This is a genomic window from Microcoleus sp. A006_D1 (assembly GCF_036702805.1).
Taxonomy (GTDB): Bacteria; Cyanobacteriota; Cyanobacteriia; order Cyanobacteriales; family Microcoleaceae; genus Microcoleus.
Map to the genome: position 1 here is coordinate 494,144 of NZ_JAUBVZ010000003.1, position 20,549 is coordinate 514,692.

The following is a 20,549-nucleotide window of genomic DNA, read 5'->3' on the forward strand; positions in this document are numbered from 1 at the left end:
TAAGGATTGAGGATTAAAAATTGTGAATCTAGCCGAAGGGGTTCAACTTGTTTCATTTGGCATACTGTCCGTAATGATGATTGGAGGAGCATTAGGAGTAGTTTTGTTCTCCAACATCGTTTACTCAGCATTTTTGCTGTGCGGCGTATTTACCAGCATTGCGGGTTTGTACCTGTTGCTGAATGCTGATTTTGTCGCAGCAGCGCAAGTCTTGATTTATGTTGGCGCTGTCAACGTCTTAATTTTGTTTGCCATCATGTTGGTAAACAAGCGAGAAGACTTCCGCACGATTTCCAACGCTTGGGTGCGTCAATTAGCAACCGCAGTGGTTTGTGGTGGCTTGTTTGCGCTGTTGGGTACGATGGTGGTGTCTACTCCTTGGGCGATCGTGACGACGACGGGAGCCCCTGCTGAAAGTTCGATTGTAACGATCGCCAAACACTTCTTCACTGACTATTTGCTACCTTTCGAGTTAGCATCAGTATTTCTGTTGATGGCAATGGTAGGAGCAATTGTGTTGGCACGCCGCGATTTCTTTGTGGATGAACTGTCAACCAAGCAATCGGAAACACCAGCTTTTAGCTTGCCAGAACGGCCCCGCGAATTAGTTTCGGCCGGTGATGTTTCTTCACCCGAAACAAAGTAAAAATAGGCTGTACACTGCGCACCTACTTCTTCGTAGGGTGCGCACTGTGCACCTCATGCGAGAAACCGAGTTTCTGTTCGCAGCTACTCTATCTGCCTGTTTTGTAGTAATTTTGACTGAGAGCAACTCAAAAAATTTATGCAACTGCAACTCCAGTATTTCCTGTTATTAGGTGCTGCACTTTTCTGCATTGGGATTTATGGTTTAATTACCAGCCGAAATGCAGTGCGGGTATTGATGTCGATCGAATTGATGCTGAATGCAGTCAATCTCAACCTGATGGCTTTTTCTAACTATCTTGACCCCGTACAGATTAAAGGTCAAGTATTTACCGTGTTTGTAGTAACGGTTGCGGCTGCTGAGGCCGCCGTCGGTTTGGCGATTGTTTTGGCGATTTACCGCAACCGCAATACTGTAGACATGGAAGAGTTTAATTTGCTGAAGTGGTAATTAGTCATTAGTCATTAGTCATTAGTCATTAGTCATTAGTCATTGGTGATTAGTCATTAGTCATTAGTCAAAACTTCTGACAGTTTCATGGCTTACGCATGGGGCTAGAAACGTAGTCACAGACGGCTGTTGGACGATTAGGCCCTGATCCCCCCTAGCCCCCCGAAAGCAAGGGGGGAACTGGAAGCATTCAAAGTCCCCCTTGCTTTAGGGGGATTTAGGGGGATCAGGCCTCGGCTATAAACGAGAGATACAAAGGTTTTCAAGCTTAAGTTGACAGGCTTTGGATACGGTGCCGTGTCCTTGCTCGCAACCAGTTAATTACTGTCTTTGGTTCTAGTAATTTCGAGAGTGATTCTGCCGCCAAAGTCAGGGATAGGAGCGGCAGGTTTTGATAGTTGTAGCTTGACTTGCTCGACTAAAGGTAGTTCTAAAAGCGCTTGGGCGATCGCATCCGCTAACCGTTCGATCAATAAAAACTTCGAGTTTTTGACTAGCTGTTGAATCAGAGTAATTGCACTCCGGTAATCCAGAGTATATTGAATATCATCACTTTTTCCAGCGGGCGACAAATCTAGCCAGAGAGTGACATCCACCTCAAACCACTGCCCCAAGACTTGCTCCTCTGGCAGATAGCCAGTGTATCCGTAGCAGCGAATTCCTGTAAGTTGAATAGAATCCATTGTGAAATAAACTAAAAGTGCATCTACCAATTTACATTGAACCAGATAAATTTTTATTTCCTCTCTCTATCTCTGCGCCAATATTTCTCTCTGCTGTTCGTGCGCTCTTATGATATCTTAAATATTAAAGCTGCCCTCCCTTCTCCAACCTGTCCAGCAAATCCTCAGCAACCTGACACCAGTTCTGTCTAATTCCTGCATCTTCTGGCTTTTCTGTCAAGCTCCGACCTTTTAGTTCTGGATATTTATTGTAAAACAATTCATCCACTTTCTGATAAAAAATATCCTTATCAATATTCAGGTTTTTGCGGCGCTTGCCAATCTTTTCTTGACGGGCTATTTCTGTATCCAAAGATGTATCTGGAAAATGCGGAAGTTCTGGAATTTTAGGCAAATCAGGCAGTTTTGGCAGCGTAAAACCAGATTTTATCGCACTAAAAGCTAGAATCCCCGGCAATAAAACCACACTTAAACTCATTAGGGTTTTCCAAGGAATTAACTTAAATTTGCTGGTGTTGCTGTTGATAATTTGATTGTTTTGCACAACAGGAGGATTGTTGTTGGTAGCGGTTTGAGTGCTGTGTTTGAAGGGGCGCCCGACAAAGTTCATTGTCACCATTTGGGAGATGATGTTGCCAATTTGGGATAATTTTGGATCTTTGAGGGCTTCGCGGACTTCTTTTGCGGACTGGTAGCGATCGCCCGCCCGATCTGCTAGCATCTTATCTAACACGGTTCCCAGGTTTTGACTGACTGTGACGTGCGATCGCCAATCCCAAGTTCTGTTATGGATATCGTAGATTTTTTGAGGCTTTTTGCCGCTTAGCAGCACCAAAGCCGTCACGGCTAAAGCGTACAAATCACTAGCCGCCGAAACTTTCCCCAGCCGCATTTGTTCTGCGGGCGAATAACCCTGTTTGCCGATCGCAGTATCCGATTGTCCGCTAAACTGAAATACGGCCGTTGCTGCGATTTGCTTGACTGAACCGAAATCAATTAAAAATGGCAGTTTGTCAACACTGTGCTGGATGATATTGTCGGGCGAAACATCGCGATGAATTAAATTGCGGGAATGAATGTATTCTAAAACTGGTAAAATTTGAAATAGCAGTTGAGTAACTTCAGCTTCGGTAAAATTTTTACCTTGCTGCTGGCGGGATATAAGTATTTCTTCGTAGGTTTGGCCGGGGATGTAGTCTTGAACTAAAAATAAAGATGGATTCCCGCCCAAATCGGTGCGCAGGAGTTCTCGAAAGCGGGGGATTTGCGGGTGTTGGAGGGTGTAAAGCATACTCGCTTCGCGATCGAACAATTCGGCCGCTTTCGGGCTTTGAACCACCGGGGAAAACTCTTTGAGCACGCATTGTTCGCCGTAGCGGTTGGTATCTTCTGCGAGGTAAGTGCGCCCGAAGCCACCGCGGCCCAATTCGCGGATGATGCGGTAGCGTTTTTCGAGGGTGGAACCTGGGGCGAGGGGGGAGGAGTTAGACATAAACCACGGCTAATTGTTCGAGTTGGGGAGTCGCGGAGCACGGTATAGCTTATTGTAGCTAAGTTTGGTTGGATGCGAGGGCGATCGATCGTTTGTTTTCAGGATAAATGAAGTAGAAAACACACTTTGCTTAAGATTCAGTATCTTGTTTTAAATTACTTAATGCTGACATCAACACATAGCGACAGTTTCAGGATTTAAACATGGGGGTAGAAACCAGGTTGCTAGGAGTTTTGCGTTGAGTAACGACAAATATAGGAATAAACCTGGTTTCTGAGGTAGCGAGTGCGATCGCACTGTTCTATTCTACAACTCCCGATGCGTAAATTCCTGAGCATCTTTCCCCACATAACTCGCGGCAATATGGCCATCTCCAACAACTCGATACTTATAGGTAATCAAACCCTCTAAACCAACTGGGCCGCGAGGTGGCATTTGCTGCGTGCTAATCCCCACTTCTGCGCCGAAACCGTAGCGGAAACCGTCAGCAAATCTAGTCGAACAATTGTGATAAACTCCGGCTGCATCGACTTGATTTAAAAATGTTTCGGCGGCTTCGCTATCTTCGGTGACAATCGCATCTGTATGTCTAGAACCGTAGGTATTGATGTGATTAATTGCCTCTTCCACAGAGTCTACTATTTTGATTGACAAAATCAAATCGCTGTATTCTGTAGACCAATCCGCTTCATTTGCTGCTGCAATATCCAAGATGGCGCGAGTTGGTTCGTCTCCCCGCAATTCGACTTTTTTCTGCTGCAAAGCTTGGGCGACGGCGGGCAGGAAAATGGGGGCGATCGCACTGTGAACTAACAATGTTTCAATGGCATTGCAGGCGGCGGGATACTGAGTTTTGGCATCGACAGAAATCTCTACTGCTTTCTGAATGTCCGCTGCTTTGTCTGCGTACAAATGACAAATTCCGTCGGCGTGTCCCAAGACGGGAATCCGCGTATTTTCTTGCACGAACCGCACGAAGGAATTAGAACCTCTGGGAATGATCAAGTCTACGTATTCATCCATTTTTAGCAGTTCGATTGTTTCTTCCCGCGTGGTAAGCAACTGCACTGCTTCGGGATTTACCGCCGTTTCTGCTAATGCTTGATGTATCACTTTTGTCAAGATTTCGCAGGAACGGACGGCTTCTTTGCCGCCTTTGAGAATTACGCCGTTGCCCGATTTGATTGCCAAGGATACTATCTGAATTAAGGCTTCTGGGCGCGCTTCAAAAATAATCCCTAAAACGCCTAAAGGACAGGTAACGCGCTTCAGAATTAATCCTGTGTCTAATTCGCGGTGGATTTGCACAGCACCGATCGGGTCTGGGAGTTTGGCAACATCTCGCACGCCCGCGATCGCACTTTTCAACTTGCTCTCATCTAATTTTAGGCGATCGTACAACGGTTTCGCAATACCATCCGCCTCAGCAGCTTTGCAGTCAGCAGCATTCGCCGCCAAAACATCCGCAGCCGCGGCTTCTAAAGCTTTAGCAATAGCTTCTATAGCTTGATTTTTGGCATCAGCGGACAAAACTGCCAGTTTTCTAGCAGAGGCGCGCGTTTTTTGGGCAATTTCAATAATCGACATGGCATTCATTCAGTTGACAGTTGACAGTTGACAGTTGACAGTTGACAGCACTTAACCTGGAATGAAGAGGATTGGAGTAATGAATTGTCTGATTTTAATTTCTCCCTACAAGGGTTCCGGCTTTAAACCAATTCTTTGTGGTAACTTTTAAATAGTTTTGATTTTTGAGTTTTGAGGTAGGAGTTGAATTCTCGGAAATAAATTGGGCTGGCAGTTTTCAATCTTAACAATTTACAGGAAATTATATATTTTTGTTGAGACCCCTTACCGCGCTCCGCAATTATAGGTTAAAACAGTGAAGTATAGATAAATTCCCACGGTAATTACTTTTTGTCAATAACCTTAGGAGATTATTATGTCATCTCAAGCTCCTTTACGCAAGGCAGGGCGATCGCCCAAAGCCGGCGTTAAACTGATACAGAAAACTGGCGGAAATCTGGTTTTAGCTTCCGGCGTCACCATCACCCTGCTATTTGGTATGGTGTTGGCGCTATCCTTAGCCTCAGTTTTGATTGTCAACAGTCCCGATCCAGTCGTCGGATTGGCGATCGCACTTCCGATAACTCTAATTTTTAACATCGCAGCTTTTTTCCTATCACCTTACTTGATGGACTTAACCCAAAATTGGCTTTACAAAACTCGCTGGGTTTCCCTAGCAGAAATTGAAAGCCACAGTCCCGAAACAGCAAAAGTTATTCAGAAAGTTTGCAAACAGAAAAACCTGCAACAGCCGCGGTTAGGAATTATCGACGATCAAAACCCCACAGCTTTTACTTACGGTTCCTTTCCTAATAGCGCTCGCTTAGTCGTCAGTCAAGGTCTTTTCACCTATTTAGACGACGATGAAATTGCCACTGTTTACGCCCATGAACTCGGTCACATCGTTCACTGGGATTTTGCAGTAATGACTTTAGCTTCAACTTTAGTGCAGATTACTTACTTAATTTATACTACAGCTCAAAGCCTGGGCCGGAAGGGCGGCGACAAAGCTAAAGATGCGGCAGGTAGCGTCGCTGCTGTGGCTTATTTATTTTACATCGCCGGCACTTATTTGTTGCTGTATTTGTCGCGGACGCGAGAATATTTTGCCGACCATTTTGCCGCCGAAACTACCGGAAACCCCAACGCTTTATCCCGCGCTTTGGTAAAGATTGCTTACGGTATTTTGGAAGAAGGACAAAGAGCAACGGAACCCAGCCGCTTGTTAGAAGGAACTCGCGCTTTAGGCATTTACGATGCCAAAGCTGCCACTTCTACAGGTACCGCTTACCGGATTTCTTCAGAACCGGAAAAAATTGGGCGAGTGTTTCTGTGGGATATGTTTAATCCGTGGGGTTGGTGGATGGAGTTGAATTCGACTCACCCGCTGACTGGTAAGCGAGTTCGCGCTTTGAGCACCTACGCCGAACAATTAGGCTTGGATATTGAGTTTGACATGGGCAGGATTGTCGGCGAAGGCCACCATTTGAGCAAGCGGAAATTGTACGGTAATTTCTTTTTCGATTTGCTGCTTTACAGTGCGGAAACTCTGGGCTTAGCGGTGGGTTTTGCGATCGGCATTTCGCTGTCTGCTGCGAATCCGATGATGATGGTTGCTTGTCCTTTAATCGGTTTGGGCGCGGGAATTTTAATCAAAGCTTTGGTAATGTTCCCGAATTACGCACAAGCAGAACAGTTGGATGTTTTAACCTTAATGTCTGACCCTTATGCTAGTCCTTTACGCGGTCAACCTGCTAAACTAGAAGGTGAATTAATTGGTCGCGGCGATGCGGGTTATGCGTTTGGTTCTGATTTGAAATTGCAAGACAAAACGGGAATGATTTATCTGCGCTATGCTTCTCGTTTTGGGCCGATTGGTAATTTTCTGTTTGGGATGAAGCGGGTTAAAAGTTTGATCGGTATGGATGTTAGCGCTTTGGGTTGGTTCCGCCGAGGTGTTGCACCTTGGATGGATTTGATTAAGCTTGAAAGCGATAGCGGTACGACTGTTAGCAGCTATCACCGCTTTTGGTCTTTTGTGATGGGACTCGGTGCGATCGCGATCGGCATTGCATCTCTATTCGTCTGATTTGCAGCTTAACAGTTGACAGGACTGAAGTCCTTACTACGAACCAGGTTTGTAGTGAGGACTTCAGTCCTCCCAAACACAAACAAACTGCTTGATTACCGTCCGCGATTTCGCCTTAAAATTGCGTGCGGCTGGGAAAAATATCTAAAATCTGGCGCCGTTGAAAGTAAAACGGTATTTGTAGCCGGATTTCATATAAAGTATTGGTTTGTAGTAGCTCTCAACAGCACAGCGCTGCTGCGAACTTTTATTTAAGGCATTGTTTCACTGTAATGTTCATAGCCCGCTTGCACAAGTTTCTAACTGCGACTGTGGATGAAAAATCCCGATCGCGCACAATATTTTGGTTAACTCTGAGCTTGACATTTGCCGCAATTTATGCTATTTTAGGACTCAAGCAAGCCTTCAGCGGCGAGTATGTAGTGCAAGACGATGCGAGGCAACACGTTTTCTGGATGATGCGGTTTGTCGATCCGCAATTATTCCCCAATGATTTCATTGCTAACTATTTTCAATCCGCCGCCCCCGCCGGATATAGCATACTCTACAAAATAGCCGCCACAATTGGCGTTCATCCGCTATTCTTTCACAAAATATTGCCGTTTTTCCTCAGCTTAATCTCCACTTATTACTGTTTTAGCATTGCCCTAGAAATGCTGCCAGTGCCGATGACCGGATTTATTGCCTCTTTGCTGCTTAACCAACATATGTGGATCACAGACGATTTGGGTTCTGCAACGCCAAGAGCATTTGTTTATCCGATATTTCTAGCTTTTTTATATTATTTACTGCGACGTTCCTTGCTGCCATGTTTAGCGGCGATCGGTCTGATGGGACTATTTTATCCTCCTTACGCATTGGTGGCTGCGGGTATATTAGTTTTGCGGCTTCTGGGTTGGGAAAATGGTCGTTTTTGCTGGTCGCGCGATCGCACAAATTACCTATTTTGCACCACTGGTTTGGGAGTTGTGTTTTTGGTAATGCTACCCTATGCCCTAGATAAATCAGAATTTAGCCCAACTTATACAGCAGCAGAAGCTAAACAAATGCCGGAATTTGCGGCAGATGGCAGAAATGCTTTTTTTCGGGCAAATCCCAAACATTATTGGCTAACTGGTAGGGGTAGCGGGATGTTTCCCCAGTCGCTATTTACGCCTGTCACTCACTGTGCATCATTGTTATGGCCGCTGCTATTGGTATGCCGATCCTCTTCGAGGGCTTCGCTAACGCACTTTCCTGCTTCAAAACAGATTCAAAGTAGCATCTGGGTGTTGCTTCAGCTATTTTTAGCATCTTCAGCCATGTTTTTGGCTGCTCATGCCACTTTGTTTAAGTTATATCAGCCTGGACGCTATACTGCTTATAGCTTGCGATTTATTGTAGTGTTCTTAAGTGCGATCGTCCTAACATCGATCGTAGATGGAATGCTAAATTGGGCTAAGGAAAATGAAACCAGCTTTGGGATTAAAAATTTAGTAGCAATAGTTACTACAGCGATAATTGCTTTTGTAGTTGTGTGTTATCCGAGTTTGGTAGAAAATTTTCCCAGGGTTGGGTATGTAGAGGGTAAAATGCCCGATTTGTACCAGTTTTTTCAGCAGCAACCGAAAGATATTACGATCGCTTCTATCGCGGGAGAGGCGGACAATTTGCCAACTTTTAGTCAACGCTCAGTTTTGGTGGCAAAGGAATATGCAGTCCCTTATCAAAAAGGATATTACAGCCGATATCTACAGCGAATAAACGATTTGATTCGCGCTCAGTATACTCCCGATCAAGCGATATTGCAAAAATTCATTAATCAATATGGAATTGATTTCTGGATGCTCGATCGCGCGGCATTAACTCTTAAGTATGTAGAGGATTACGGCTGGATCACTGTCTTTGATTCTACACCGGAGGCGATGCTTTCTCTCAAACAAGGGAAAATTCCCGCATTAGCTCCAGCAATGACAAGTTGTGCTGTTTTTCAGAATCAAGTTGTTGTGGTTTTGGATGCGTCTTGTATTCTGAAATTGACTAGGAATTGAGTTTGTAGGGTGCACACTGCGCACCTTACCACTATTCAGCAAGTAAGGGCAATCCCCCCTGCGGCTCATGCTCATGAGGGGTGAGGTTGCGGATATCATAAAACTAAATAATCTCCGAAATTAAAAGCAAATATAGATCCGGTGTCAGCTTGGTAGAGAATGAAAAGTGCACAAAAGCTCGATCGCAAATTATCCATACAGCAAAAACATGGCAACACTTTACGTTAACCCGCAAACAGGCAGCGATGGAGCAGCCGGCAGCCAATCTGCTCCCTTCAAAACGATCGCCCGCGCTATAAACTCCGCTGCATCCGGAACAGTTATTCAGCTAGCCGCGGGAACTTACAGCGCAGCCAGCGGCGAAAAATTTCCTTTAGAAATTCCCTCAGCAGTCAAAGTGAGCGGCAATGAAGCCAACAAAGGAAGCGGCACTCTCATTCAAGGAAGCGGCAAATTTGTCAGTCCCACCGCTGCGAGTCAAAATATCACTATACTGCTAGCAACTGATGCCGAATTGCGGGGAGTAACTGTCACCAACCTAGATAGTCGCGGCACCGGAGTCTGGATTGAGTCAACTTCTCCCACTGTGGCTAACTGCACTTTTACTAAATGTAAGCGCGAAGGTGTTTTTGCCACAGGTACCGCTAATCCTGCGATTCTCGACAACAAATTTATCGAAAACTCGGCGGCTGGCGCGATCTTGGCTGGAAGTGCTAAAGGCGTGTTGCGGCGCAATCTTTTTCAAAATACCGGTTTTGGTATTTCTCTACAAGCTCAATCGGCTCCTTTGATTGTTGACAACCAAATTGTCGCCAATCGCTCCGGTATCGTTTTAACGGGGAGCTCTAAGCCAGTTGTGCGGAAGAATCGCATTGAAAAAAATACCGAAGATGGTTTGACTGCGGTGGAAAAATCGCTGCCGGATCTTGGTACGGCTCAAGATTTGGGGGGCAATATTTTTGCTAATAATGGCGAATTTGATTTGCAAAATGCTACTGCGGCTAAGATTTTTGCGCTGGGAAATCAGCTCAATCCTTCGCGGGTAAAAGGTTTATTTGAGTTGGGAAATGTGACTCCGACTCCAACTCCGACTCCAACTCCGACTCCAACTCCGACTCCAACTCCTGGTGTAAAGTTTAGCGACATCAGCACGCACTGGGCTAAGGATTTTATCGATCGCCTCGCTAAGATGAATATTGTTAACGGGTTTCCCGACGGTACTTTTAAACCTGACGCGAGTTTAACTAGGGCTCAGTATGCGGCTTTGCTGGCGAAGGCGTTTGAGTTGGCGCCGCGCCGCGAGGCGACGGTTTTTAAAGATGTGGCGGCAAATTATTGGGCGCAACCAGCCATCATCAAAGCTAATCGAGGTGGGTTTTTGGCTGGATACCCCGATAGCACGTTTCGCCCGGAGCAGAATTTGACTAGAGCTGAGGCGATCGTATCATTAGTAAAAGGCTTGCAGTTTGCGGGCGGCAATCCTAATTCTTTGAGCGTTTATGCCGATCGAGCTTTGATTCCCAGTTTTGCCACCGACTCCATAGCAACAGCCACAGAGCGCAAAATCGTCGTCAACTATCCCGCGCGCGACAAGCTTTCCCCCGCCCGCGACATCACCCGCGGCGAGATATCCGCCCTCGTCTACCAAACGCTGGTAGCCACAAACCGGGCTGAACCAATTAACTCTCCCTACATCGTCTAAGGCAATTGGGAGAAAGGGGACAAGGAAGAGTTGGAATCAACCTGTCTCCCCCCTCCCAAATCTTGATTTGCGAGTGTCCAAATCGTTTTATGATAAAAGATTAAGAAATTCAGCAATCTTTAAGGTTCGACTGTCAGATTATGGCTAAAATTCAATTCTCCCGGGGTATAGACGAAGATGCTGTGCCCGAAGTGCGCCTAACCCGTTCTAAAAGCGGAGATCAAGGCACTGCCACGTTTCTGTTTGAAAATCCTAAATCTCTCAGCAACGATAGTACCCAAGACATTACTGGAATGTATCTGATCGACGAAGAAGGCGAACTCCTGACTCGCGAAGTTAAGGCGAAGTTCATCAACGGTCAGCCAGCAGGCTTGGAAGCTCTTTATTTAATGAGAAGTGCCACAGAATGGGAACGCTTTATGCGTTTCATGGAACGCTACTCGGAAGCAAACGGCTTAGGATTTAACAAGGCATAATGGGTAGTTGGTGATTGGTAATTGGCAGAGCGCCAGTTGCCGATTGCCGATTACTTAAGACAAGAAACTATGACGCAAATTCCTCACCCAGATTTATCTCAAATAGCAGTAAACTGCGCGATCATTACTGTTAGCGATACGCGCTCGGCTGAAACAGACAATAGCGGTTTGTTAACAAAGAAGCTGCTAAAAGATGCAGGTCATTCTATAGTAGCTTACACCGTTGTTAAAGATGATGCGACAAAAATTGTATTGCAAATGCAGGCGTTTTCCCAGCGTGAAGATGTCGATGCAATCATTTTTAACGGCGGGACGGGCATCGCTCCCCGAGATACTACTTACGATGTGATGGAGAGTTTGCTCGACAGGATCTTACCGGGATTTGGGGAGATATTTCGGTATTTGAGCTATCAAGAAATTGGTTCGAGGGCGATCGCCTCTCGCGCAGTTGCAGGCGTGTATCAAGGTAAGTTAGTCTTTTCTCTTCCCGGCTCTAGCAATGCCGTAAGATTAGCTGTGGAAAAGCTGATTTTACCGGAATTAGTACACTTGGTGCAGCAGTTGCGCGGAAACTGAGGGCGAAAGTTATCGGCGGGCGATCGAGCTTTTAGTCGATCGCCCGCATCCGCTTTTTGTTAATAGACTTGAATTGCAAAAGTCCTTTGAATCTAATTTTCGGACGATGCTCAGAGCAACGTCCCACAAGAAAAAAAAGTTTGTGGGATGGGCACGCGAGCCCGGCCTAGCTATTTTTGAAAGAGGTCTAATCATGACTTACGCTCAAAAACCAGATTGATAGCGTGCAGTCGATCGATCCTTTAATAAATTTTAGGGTGAAAAGCCGATCGAGGTGCAGTGCTGTCCTCGCTCGCGAGAAGGGTTCGCGATCGGGACGCGGGCATTAAGATATACACTAGAAATATTATGTATCGCCAGTTTTTGCAATGACGCTGCCTACCGGATCACGTTCTCCCGCCCTCTTCCAAACGCTGTCGCTGGTAGCCGATCCGATCGCCTTTTTCGATCGGTATTCTGCCAAATACGGCGATACATTTACCGCCCGCGTACTGGGGCCCGCCTCGCCCCCCGTCGTGTTTCTGGGCCGTCCAGAAGCCATCCAGGCCGTGTTTACAACCTTCGCCGATGCCTTTGAATTTGGCAAAGTGACCAACGTATTTCGCCCGCTGGTGGGAACAGAATCCCTAATTATGAACGAAGGGGCGCGACATCTGCGCCAGCGACAGCTATTAATGCCCGCGCTGCATCGGGAGCAGTTGCACAGTCAAGGGCATTTGATTGTGGATTTGACGCGCAAACAAACACTGGATTGGAAAGCTGGAGATGCGATCGCAGTCCGCCAAGAAATGTCAGAAATTTCGCTGCAAGTAATCCTGCAAGTTGTCTTCGGATTAGTACCGGGAGAGCGCTACGAACAGCTCAAAAACTTACTCAGCAAACTTTTAGAGGCGATTACCTCAGAGTTGTACTCAATTCAATTTTTCTTTGCGCCGTTGCAGCAAAATTTCGGTTCTTGGAGTCCGTGGGGGCAGTTTTTGCAGCAAATGGCGCAGATTGATGCGCTGATTTATGCGGAAATTGCCGATCGGCGATCGCACTCTCTCGATGCGTCTCGCACGGATATTCTGTCAGTATTGATGATGGCCCGCGACGATATGGGCGAATCCATTGGCGATCGAGAATTGCGCGATCAGTTGATGACGCTGTTGTTATTGGGACACGAAACCACTGGATCTGCATTGACTTGGGCGTTTTACTGGCTGCATCAGTATCCCGAATGTCTCGCTAAATTGCGCGGCGAATTGGATGAATTGGGCGAGAATCCCGATCCGATCGCACTTTCGCAGTCGCCGTATTTAACCGCAGTTTGTAAGGAAGCGCTGCGGGTTTATCCCATCGCCTTAATTTCGCAGCCGCGCAAGGTAAAAAGGGCGATCGAACTCGAAGGCTATACATATCAACCGGGAACCATTTTAATCCCCTCTGTGTATTTAGCGCACCGTCGCCCAGAAACCTACGAAAATCCGGATCAATTCAACCCCGATCGCTTTTTAGATCGCAAGTTTTCCGCCTCAGAATTTTTACCATTTGGAGGCGGGAGTCGAAGCTGCATCGGGATGGCGCTATCGATGTTTGAGATGAAACTGGTGTTAGCAACGGTGTTATCGGCGCGCGAGTTTTCATCAAATCTCGATCGGCTAATTCGTCCAACCCGCCGGGGAATCACCTTTGTACCGCCGGATCGGTTTCGATTGAGCGTTGTGGGCGATCGCAATTAAATAGGTTCGCAGCATCGGACTTCAGTCCTCAAAAATTAGAGGACTAAAGTCCGAACGATCAAACTATAGGATTTCATATCATTAACCGCAAACACTTTCGGCAAATCAAACTTGAGTATTTATCGCCTCAGCAACAATAGTCCGGTGTCGGAGAGTATTGCAAGTAATTGTCGGCGCAACAAAACCAGAATCAACCAAAGCCTGCTCAATATCCAACCCAAAATACTGATCCAAATAAGGCTCCGTACTCTTGAGCAAAGTCAAAATATAAGGAGGCATTTTAGCATAAACTTCAGACTGAGGATTCATATCCATAATTGTCAAATGTCCGCCAACACGCAGCAAACGCCTCGCTTCCCGAAATACTTCCTTCGCAGCTTTCTGCGGCAATTCATGACAAACTAAACAAATAGAAACCAAATCAAAACGACGCGCAGGTAAACCCGTAGATTCAGCAGCAGCGTGAAGCCAAGTCGGAGATTTTTGATTTGACAATTCAGATTGTCGCTGTTGGGAACGGTATTGAGCAACTGCCAAAAAATAAGGCGATAAATCCACCCCGACAATATTTGCTTCCGGGTAAACATCCCCAAGCGCAAAGGTACTCATTCCTACACTGCATCCCAAATCCACAATATCTTGCGGTGAAGAAGCAATTTGAGCTTTGACGATTTCGTGATAGCTGGCGCGAAGTTTAGCATCGCCACCTGCACCAGCTTCCGGCCAAATTCCCGCATGAACTGCACGGGCTGCAACTTCAACTTCTGTAGCAGCTTCCCAACTCATATTACCTTGTTCGTAAGCGTGGAATGAAGTTAGATAATATGGAGGGTAAACCAGATCGGGATTTTCTACGCTGAGCAATTCTGCATCCCAATTCCGGGCCAAAAGTGCTTGTGCTTCTTGTCGCCAATACACTCCGATTTTTTCAGCTCTTTTGATCATCATTTCCCGGGCTTGGTGCTTGGCTAGAGCGGCCAAAGGCTTGATGGAAAGTACGCCATTTACTAAACGCGAGGCTAATCCCGGAGTTTTGTTAACTGCAACAGTCATATTTTATATTTTTCTATTTTGCGCCATCGATTCTAACACATCTCGGTCATTTTTAGTGAGTTGAGCCCATGAAACTTTACTTTGTGATGGCGAGTGAAACGCGAATGTTGTGTGAAAAAGACTTTTTTTAATGAACCGCAGAGGGCGCAGAGAAGGCAGAGGAGCGAGAAGAGAGAAAAGACAAGAGTATTGCAGAACTGGCTCTCGTCCTGTAATGTTTATTTGTAGCCACCTACTTAGTTCTGGGGAATTTACCCGGAATCTGGAATCGGATTTGCCGAAGTTGGAGTATTGGGAAGAGCACTATCAAATAGGGTTATTTAGGAGTTTGTCGTGAGCAAATCTATTGTAGAATTGGTTGACAATTTGCCGGATTCTGGGATTACTGTGATGATGCTCAAATCCCTGGATTTTGTGGTTCCGGGCGAGTGGAACAACCTATCTGGTTTTGACAATACTATTCGATCGCACACAGGGGAAACCGATCGCACATTAGTGCAAAAAATTCGCGCTCGGGCGATCGAGCTTTACGCCAACTCCAACGAGCCCTATCAAGGCGCAGTCAAGCTTTACCAGCTTGCAGACAGCGCCGACAGTGCCTTGGGTGCCACCGCTATGGCGAATAAAATCGGCGAAAAAATCGGCTTTCTCTCGTTTATGAGCCGCCTGACTCCCAAAGCTGACACCACTCAAACGATCGACTTGTGCGTCAAAGTGGCGATCGAGCTCATAGTCTTTTGCAAACTTAACAATATTTCCCTTGACAATGTGGGAAGCTTTGGTAATTATTTATCTCATTACAAAGGCGAATCTCTGATGCGGATGGCTGCATTAGTATGCGCTGACGGTTTAATTCCCCTCGGCCCGGACTTCATTAGAGTAGCGCAAAATACCCTAGGCGGCTTGAATCCTTCAACCTTGCAGCAAAACTCAACATTCCAAAATATCAGCAACCTAATTCCCGGCGCAAATAATTCACAAAAGTTCGGATTTGTGACAGCAACTTTCGCCTCAGCCCAAGGTTGGATGAACAATTTAGTACAGTCTCGCGGCTTAACTCCCGCCACAGTTTTAGGCAATCTCAAGCAATACGTTGATGTTACCGATGACAAATTGGATTATGTCGCTGCGTTTTTGGACATGACTACCAATTATTACGAACATACGGGAATTCAGACAGTTGCTCGCCAATTGATCGATCGAGCTTATGCTGAAATAGCCTCTGGCAGATACTAGGAAAGTCGTTCCCAGGCGAGGGAAAACAGCGAGGCCCAGCCTCGGGATCTGCGTTCCCAGGCTCAGCCTGGGAACGAGGGAATAAACCTCGCAATGTGAGTTAAAATAAGCAGATTCTGTTTAGCAAACCTCTTTTAATCGCATTGTGAAAAACAAATCGCTTCCTTCATCCGTAACAGTCAAGCTCGGCAAATTTGTCTGGACATCAATGTGGCAATTAATGATGTCAAAACTAGCGCCGCCCGATCGCACCGGAGCATACATTCGCCCCAGCAGCAGTTTCCGCAATTTTGTCAGCACAGAAGCAGACAACCCTCATCAGCCCGCCACGGGACGATATCGCCTGTTTGTGGGTAAAGGGTGCCCTTGGGCGCACCGCACTCTGGTGACGAGAGCGCTCAAAGGGCTGGAAGATGCGATATCGGTGTCGATTGTCTATCCTTCTGAAGGGGGAATGTGGGTGCTGGAGTCGGAGACTTTTGGCTGCAATACGATGCCGCAAATTTACCAGTTGGCTTTGCCGGGCTATCAGGGGCGGTGTACGGTGCCGGTGCTCTGGGATGACTCGAAAAAGGCGATCGTCAATAACGAGAGTTCGGAAATTATTGTGATGCTAAACTCGGAGTTTAACGAGTTTGCTAGCAATCCTGAAATGGATCTTTATCCTCTGGATTTGCGATCGCAAATTGACGAGTGGAATGAGAAGATTTACCAATCGGTGAATAACGGTGTTTATCGCTGCGGTTTCGCGCAATCTCAAGCTGCTTATGACTCGGCTTGCAGTGAATTGTTTGCTGTTTTAGACGAGATCGATCGATCGCTCTTGAGGAGTCGTTACCTTTGTGGCGATCGGGTGACTTTAGCAGACGTGCGGCTTTTTACTACTCTATTCCGTTTTGATGCTGTCTACTACAGCTTGTTCAAATGCAATGTGCGCCGCATTCAAGATTACGAGCATTTGGGAGCTTATCTGCGCGATTTGTACCAGTTACCGGGAGTTGCTGGCACTTGCGATTTGGAGGCTGTGAAGCGCGATTATTACGGCAATTTGTTCCCGCTGAATCCCGGCTGCATTATCCCCGCTGGGCCAGATCCGGCGAGTTTGCTCAAAGCTCACGATCGCGCAGGGCTCAGAAACCGGGTTTCTTCCTAAAATCTCGTGAGGATGCGTAAATTCTCGCAGAAACCCGGTTTCTTGGATGGTTGGGCGCAGGTGTTCAGAAACCGGGTTTCTTCACTTAATCTCGGTGAGGATGCCAAAATTCTCGCAGAAACCCGGTTTCTTGGACTAGGCGCGCGGGGATCAGAAACCGGGTTTCTTCGTAAAATCTCGTGAGGATGCCAGAATTATCGCAGAAACCCGGTTTCTTGGATGGTTGCGAGTTGGCGCGGACTCGATCTTATTCTTGAATTTCACTTGTTGGCTGGCTTACTTCTTCGTCTTTAACATCAAAATCAATTCGTGCGTAAATCTCTCTCAGCGGCATTTGAAATTCTACGAATTCTAGGGTTAATACCGATTCGTCTGAATCATATTCTGTTAATACCCATTTGCCATTAGAGTTTTTAGCAAATTGTTCGATGTGATAGCTATATTGGTCAATTAAAATGTATTCTCAAAATTCCGGGATTGAGCGATAGGCGAGAAATTTACCACCGCGATCGTAGTCTTTGGTTGAATTGGATAAAACTTCAACGATTACCAGAGGATTTGTAACAATTGTTTTGTTACTTCCTTGATAAACTGCTTCTCCTTGAATCACCATGATATCGGGATAGACGTAGCGGCGAGTTAGGGGTATCCACAGGCGCACATCATTGATAAATGTCTCGTAATCTTGACCATTTACACTCAAGGGGAATTTGCGACAAAAATTCAGTGCGAGTTTGTTGTGGTTTGCTGTTCCGCCTGTCATTGGTACGATTTCCCCATCATGGTATTCACTTTTGTCGATCGCACTTTCTTCTAATGCGAGATATTCCTCTGGCGTGTAGTAGCGTTTTTCGGTTTGTGGTTGCTTTTCGATTGCTGGTTTTTCTTGGGTTTGCATTGTCATTGCCTTCTGCTCTCAAGTAATTTTATGATAACATGAAATATTTGAGGAACAGAAACCGGGGGAGTCAGAAACCGGGTTTCTTAGCAAAAGCTTGGCATCCTCACCAAAATTCTCGCAGAAACCCGGTTTCTTTCTAGTCGCGTGGGGAGTCAGAAACCGGGTTTCTTAACAAAATCGGGCGTGAAGATGCCAGAATTCTCGCAGAAACCCGGTTTCTTGGATGGCTGGGCGTCGGGGCTCAGAAACCCGGTTTCTTCACCAAATCTCGTTAGGATGCAAAAATTCTCGCAGAAACCCGGTTTCTTTCTAGTCGGTGGTTGTCCCGATATCCTGTGGGGTTGGTTGGCTGGTAACGCAGATTCTTATGCTCAGCCTCGCCTTAACCCTCTGACAAACCCTCGATCGACAAAATGGGAAGAAGCAGATACAAGGTAATATATTCCAACAACCAACCGCACTTTGTCACCTGTACAATTATCAACTGGATTCCTGTATTCAGTCAAGCAGAAATAGCACAAATAGTCTTGAATTCCTTAAGTTTTATGCAACGGGAGAAGCGTTTGGCTTTACACGGTTACGTGCTGATGGAAAATCACTTGCATTTAATCGTAACTTCTTCATTTACCAGGCTCTGCCTGGGAACGAGGAAATAGTCTCGCTAAATGTCCTGACTGTGATTTCCCCGCCTAAATCCTGAGCGAGTAAATCGATACCGTTAATAACTTTATTTGGCTGTGCAATACTCAAAATCTCATAGCACTTTTCCCGATAATCAGGACGTTCTTGGAAATACTGAATCGATCGCTCTAGCGGTTGCATCACTTGATAAGCTGCTTCAGCTTTGCCGATCGCCTCTTGAGGAATAGCACTCGCCAACCTGAGCATTGCCAAATCCATCAAATCTCTCGAATTTACCTGATCGCTCGGCCATCGATCCGCATTGGCCAACAACTTTTCCGCAAAAATATCAACTTGATTCAAACAAGGAACAGGCGACCAATTGGGATAACTCGGTTCACCAAACTCAATTCGCCCTTCACAAACCATCTCAAACTTAATCGTTGTCCCGTCCACAATCACCGGAAATCTGATCCCGTACTGGTTGGCTTGAATGTCCTGTGGTAAAAAAATGCCGCTGCGCCCAGAAAAAATCGCATCATAGCCGGCTTCAGCAACTTGGCGGCGCAGGAGACGGTAGCCACCATCCATCGGACACATAAAGTCAATATCCTTGCTCAACCGATATTCCCCCTGCTGCATACTTACCAGAGTTCCGCCACCAAAGTAAGCCCGACATTCCTGTAGAAATTCGACGTTTAACAGGCTGAGTACAGTGAGGATTTTTTGATGGAATTCGTGTTTAAAGGTCGATCGATAAATCACGTTATTTTCTGGAGTTTCTGGCGAGGGACAAATGCTGTCAAGTTCCGTTACCAACCAAGACTGATAGAATTTGCTGATTTGTTGAATAAAAAACAATTCCTCCGAACTCGGTTTTCCCAAAACTCCCCAATAATCCCAGCCCGATTCGTAGCGGCACAGCATTTCTTTGAGAGTCAAAAGTTTGATATCAGCAATTTGCCAACATATCGCCTGAAGAAATGGGAGTTTTGCGGGAATTTTTAAGGTGGTAGCCACTTCTTCATTGTTCATAAATTTTTATTTTTTTAAATTAACCGCAGAGGGCGCAGAGAGCGCAGAGTTAGAGAACGAGGGATGCGCCCCGTGCCACCCTGATTCACCGTAGGGGCGGATATAAGAGTACCCGCCCTCTTATATCCGCAGGTTCGAGCCTAAAAACGCAGTATTTAACGACCAGATAAAATCTCTTCAAGTGCTAACTTCAGCGTCGGATACTGATATTGAAAACCGCTCGCCAAAGTTTGTTTAGGCAAAACTTTCTGCCCTTCCAAAACAACTTTAGCACCGTCTCCCAAGAGCAATTCTAAAGCAAAACCTGGCACCGGCAACCAAGAAGGCCGACTTAAAACTTCACCTAAAGTTTCGCACAATTCATTCATCCGCACCGGATTCGGTGCTGTCGCATTCAAAACACCTTCTACTTGCGGATTTTGCAGGGCGTACAAAATTAAATCAACCACATCCTCGCGATGAACCCAAGAAAACCACTGTTTTCCTGTGCCAATTGGGCCGCCAGCAAATAGTTTAAAAGGTGGCAGCATTTTTGCTAGCGCGCCTCCCATTCCCAAAACTATCCCCAGCCGCAAAATTGCTAGCCGTGTGCCCGCATTTTTGGCAGGTTGGGCGGCTGCTTCCCACTCTTTGCAAACTGTTGCTAAAAAATCGTTTCCCGCAGGGCTGTTTTCGTCAAACTCGGCGGTTTCGCTGGTTCCGTAATAGCCGATCGCCGATCCACTCACAAACACAGATGGCCTAGGATTAGCATTGACGATCGCCTCGACCAATTTTGCCGTCGTCAGTTTGCGGCTGTCCAGAATCGCTTGCTGGCGCGCCTGTGTCCACCTTTCCTCCGCAATCGGCACCCCAGCTAAATTGACAACAGCGTCGCAGCCCGCGATCGACTTTTGCCACTCACCAGACTCCGCCGGAGTGTACCCGACAACTTCCAAATTTGGATAAGCCGAAGCCGGAAAAACTCGCCTAGCCTTCGCCGCATCCCTGCTCAAAACTACCGCTTGATGTCCCGCAGCTTGCAGCTTCTCCACCAGCCGGCTACCTACAAATCCCGTTGCTCCCGCGATCGCTACTTTCATCTTTCTTCCCGCACTTCATATCAACAGCAGTTTACAC

Annotated in this window: 16 protein-coding genes and 1 pseudogene; 10 read left to right on the plus strand and 7 right to left on the minus strand. The window is 46.4% G+C overall.

Going from position 1 to position 20,549, the window contains the following annotated elements; translation table 11 throughout:
- The first annotated feature begins 22 nt into the window (after positions 1–22).
- Complete coding sequence (locus tag QUB68_RS07860) at positions 23–646, plus strand: NADH-quinone oxidoreductase subunit J (protein WP_332990999.1); 624 nt, start codon at positions 23–25, stop codon at positions 644–646.
- A 144-nt stretch (positions 647–790) separates the two neighbouring features.
- Positions 791–1,096, plus strand: coding sequence for an NADH-quinone oxidoreductase subunit NuoK (gene nuoK / locus QUB68_RS07865; RefSeq protein ID WP_332991167.1), 306 nt, complete (start codon positions 791–793; stop codon positions 1,094–1,096).
- Between the two features lie 317 nt (positions 1,097–1,413).
- Here the strand turns inward: nuoK and folB are convergent, their stop codons facing one another.
- The 3 genes from folB to QUB68_RS07880 all read right to left on the minus strand — a co-directional run bounded on the left by folB (position 1,414) and on the right by QUB68_RS07880 (position 4,867).
- A complete protein-coding gene (gene folB, locus QUB68_RS07870) occupies positions 1,414–1,779 on the minus strand; it encodes a dihydroneopterin aldolase (protein WP_332991001.1) in 366 nt (121 codons plus the stop codon).
- Positions 1,780–1,903: 124 nt separating this feature from the next.
- Positions 1,904–3,271, minus strand: coding sequence for a serine/threonine-protein kinase (locus QUB68_RS07875; protein WP_332991002.1), 1,368 nt, complete (start codon positions 3,269–3,271; stop codon positions 1,904–1,906).
- A 306-nt stretch (positions 3,272–3,577) separates the two neighbouring features.
- A complete protein-coding gene (locus tag QUB68_RS07880; RefSeq protein ID WP_442923050.1) occupies positions 3,578–4,867 on the minus strand; it encodes a glutamate-5-semialdehyde dehydrogenase in 1,290 nt (429 codons plus the stop codon).
- 346 nt (positions 4,868–5,213) lie between these two features.
- Here QUB68_RS07880 and QUB68_RS07885 point away from each other — a divergent pair, with 346 nt between their 5' ends.
- The 6 genes from QUB68_RS07885 (at position 5,214) to QUB68_RS07910 (ending at position 13,431) form a co-directional block, all read left to right on the plus strand.
- Positions 5,214–6,926, plus strand: coding sequence for a zinc metalloprotease HtpX (locus QUB68_RS07885; protein ID WP_332991006.1), 1,713 nt, complete (start codon positions 5,214–5,216; stop codon positions 6,924–6,926).
- 272 nt (positions 6,927–7,198) lie between these two features.
- Positions 7,199–8,956, plus strand: a complete 1,758-nt coding sequence (locus QUB68_RS07890) for a hypothetical protein (RefSeq protein ID WP_332991008.1) — start codon at positions 7,199–7,201, stop codon at positions 8,954–8,956.
- 208 nt (positions 8,957–9,164) lie between these two features.
- Positions 9,165–10,658 (plus strand): DUF1565 domain-containing protein, encoded by a 1,494-nt coding sequence (locus tag QUB68_RS07895; RefSeq protein WP_332991010.1) that lies wholly within the window; start codon positions 9,165–9,167, stop codon positions 10,656–10,658.
- A 140-nt stretch (positions 10,659–10,798) separates the two neighbouring features.
- Complete coding sequence (gene psb28 / locus QUB68_RS07900; protein WP_332991011.1) at positions 10,799–11,134, plus strand: photosystem II reaction center protein Psb28; 336 nt, start codon at positions 10,799–10,801, stop codon at positions 11,132–11,134.
- Between the two features lie 69 nt (positions 11,135–11,203).
- Positions 11,204–11,710 carry a MogA/MoaB family molybdenum cofactor biosynthesis protein gene (locus tag QUB68_RS07905; RefSeq protein ID WP_332991013.1) on the plus strand — a complete coding sequence of 169 codons (507 nt, stop codon included), beginning with the start codon at positions 11,204–11,206 and terminating at the stop codon, positions 11,708–11,710.
- A 368-nt stretch (positions 11,711–12,078) separates the two neighbouring features.
- A complete protein-coding gene (locus QUB68_RS07910) occupies positions 12,079–13,431 on the plus strand; it encodes a cytochrome P450 (protein WP_332991015.1) in 1,353 nt (450 codons plus the stop codon).
- Positions 13,432–13,536: 105 nt separating this feature from the next.
- Here the strand turns inward: QUB68_RS07910 and QUB68_RS07915 are convergent, their stop codons facing one another.
- Complete coding sequence (locus QUB68_RS07915) at positions 13,537–14,484, minus strand: class I SAM-dependent methyltransferase (RefSeq protein WP_332991017.1); 948 nt, start codon at positions 14,482–14,484, stop codon at positions 13,537–13,539.
- A 333-nt stretch (positions 14,485–14,817) separates the two neighbouring features.
- On the opposite strand from QUB68_RS07915, the gene QUB68_RS07920 reads away from it, so the two are divergent.
- Both QUB68_RS07920 and QUB68_RS07925 read left to right on the plus strand, forming a co-directional pair.
- Positions 14,818–15,720: a hypothetical protein gene (locus tag QUB68_RS07920; RefSeq protein WP_332991019.1), complete on the plus strand. Its 903-nt coding sequence runs from the start codon at positions 14,818–14,820 to the stop codon at positions 15,718–15,720.
- A gap of 208 nt (positions 15,721–15,928) precedes the next feature.
- Positions 15,929–16,873: a glutathione S-transferase family protein gene (locus QUB68_RS07925; RefSeq protein ID WP_332991170.1), complete on the plus strand. Its 945-nt coding sequence runs from the start codon at positions 15,929–15,931 to the stop codon at positions 16,871–16,873.
- 247 nt (positions 16,874–17,120) lie between these two features.
- Here the strand turns inward: QUB68_RS07925 and QUB68_RS07930 are convergent.
- The 3 genes and pseudogenes from QUB68_RS07930 to thyD form a co-directional block, all read right to left on the minus strand.
- Positions 17,121–17,771 (minus strand): annotated as a pseudogene (locus QUB68_RS07930) (Uma2 family endonuclease).
- 627 nt (positions 17,772–18,398) lie between these two features.
- Positions 18,399–19,430, minus strand: a complete 1,032-nt coding sequence (locus tag QUB68_RS07935) for a nucleotidyl transferase AbiEii/AbiGii toxin family protein (RefSeq protein WP_332991021.1) — start codon at positions 19,428–19,430, stop codon at positions 18,399–18,401.
- A gap of 155 nt (positions 19,431–19,585) precedes the next feature.
- Positions 19,586–20,512 carry a thylakoid membrane protein ThyD gene (thyD, locus tag QUB68_RS07940; RefSeq protein ID WP_332991023.1) on the minus strand — a complete coding sequence of 309 codons (927 nt, stop codon included), beginning with the start codon at positions 20,510–20,512 and terminating at the stop codon, positions 19,586–19,588.
- Positions 20,513–20,549 lie beyond the last annotated feature (37 nt).